This window comes from Halanaerobium sp. (genome assembly GCF_003070835.1).
Genome location: NZ_QBLR01000476.1, coordinates 1 through 1521, shown reverse-complemented (window position 1 = coordinate 1521; position 1521 = coordinate 1). Strand labels below are relative to the sequence as shown.

The window sequence follows — 1521 nt, the reverse complement described above, 5'->3', positions numbered from 1 at the left end:
CTGCAGCAATAATTTAGCTGGTGTTATATAAATTCCACTATTCCAGTAATAACTACCTGCTGCTAAATATTTTTCTGCAGTTTTAAGATCAGGTTTTTCCTCAAAATTCTGTACCGTATAGTATTCCTGATCGTCAGATACAAGTTGGTCACTGCTGACATGAATATAGCCGTAACCAGTTTCTGGGTATTTTGGTTCAATCCCAATAGTTAAGACAGCATTTTTACTTTCAGCAATTTCTCCGCCTCTTAATAAGAGATCAGTAAAATTCTTTTCACCATTTATCAAATGATCTGATGGTAAGATAAAAATTGTTGAGCCCGGATAGATCTTTTCAATTTTTAAAACTGCCATTGTAATTGCCGGAGCTGTATTTTTACTAACTTCTTCTAATATTATATTTTCTTCTGGTATACAATCAATTTTTTCTTTCACTGCTGCCTCATAATTTACATTTGTTGCAATAAAAATTTGTTCTTTGGGGATTATGAGATTGACTCTTTCTACTGTTTGCTCTAAAAGTGTTTTTTTATCACTATTCAACTTTAAAAACTGTTTAGGCCTGTCTTTTCGGCTTAAAGGCCAAAAACGTGAGCCATTACCTCCTGCCATTATGAGTGCTATTTTCACTTGAGCACCTCCTACAAAACCTTTTTTGAAATAATACTACCTAAAATAAAAATATCTAATCAATTCTAAACCAGGTCCTGGCCAATTTTCAACTGCATATTCTTTAAAGTAGACTAAAACTGGATTCAAAAGATTACCTAAATATTCTATTAATCCTATTTCGAAAGCTGGTAAGATGATCATTACAGCTAACAAATATAGGAGTAAGGTTATAAAATTTAGAATAAGAAAAAAGTAGAAAAAACGTTCCATTGTAAGAGAAAACTCATCTGAAAAGATTAAAAAATAGAATAGAGAGAATAAAAGCATTGGAACATAAAAAATTATACCTGGATTATTTCCGTTAATATAAGAATATCCTACATATAAAAGTACTGGTGATAAATATAGATAAACATAAACTCTAATCGGTGTTTTTTTAAATAAAAGCCAGAAAAACATAAATAAATATATTAGAGACACCACGGGAATATTCTTAGCTAAATTTAATAAAAAAGAATTAAAATTTAAAGAAAAAACTCCAACAGCTGACAAATCAAATATACTCCCACTTAAATAAATCAAGCGCATACCATAACCATAAACCCAGCTAATATAACTTAAGGAAAATGTTGCTGCCAGAGTTGGCATTAAAAATGTCATTAATTGAGCCGGCCTTTTTTTCTTTTCCTTTTGGTCTAAGGCAAAAAAGAAAATAACTATATAAAAGGGTAAGACAATTATGAATTCCGGCAGCAAAAGGTAGAATAAAGCAGTTGTTAAACTACCCAAAAAGAGATAAGCTGTTTCTTTTTCTTTAAAGTATTCAGTTAAAAAATAATTAGCAAATGAAAATATAATTAATTTAAAAATCAACATCATCACTCACCTCTTTTTCAGTTAATCCGTGCT

2 protein-coding genes are annotated in these 1521 nt (G+C 30.1%); both read right to left on the bottom strand.

The window, feature by feature from the left end; genetic code table 11:
* The coding region (locus CI949_RS20595; protein WP_290769908.1) for a sugar phosphate nucleotidyltransferase at positions 1 to 630 on the bottom strand (630 nt) is incomplete at its 3' end.
* Positions 631 to 666: 36 nt separating this feature from the next.
* Positions 667 to 1488 carry a hypothetical protein gene (locus tag CI949_RS20590; protein WP_089722925.1) on the bottom strand — a complete coding sequence of 274 codons (822 nt, stop codon included), beginning with the start codon at positions 1486 to 1488 and terminating at the stop codon, positions 667 to 669.
* Positions 1489 to 1521 lie beyond the last annotated feature (33 nt).

What these genes read in the sequence shown, in the direction of transcription:
- CI949_RS20590 (WP_089722925.1), bottom strand. Translation starts at nt 1,488, where the DNA reads ATGTTGATTTTTAAATTAATTATATTTTCATTTGCTAATTATTTTTTA.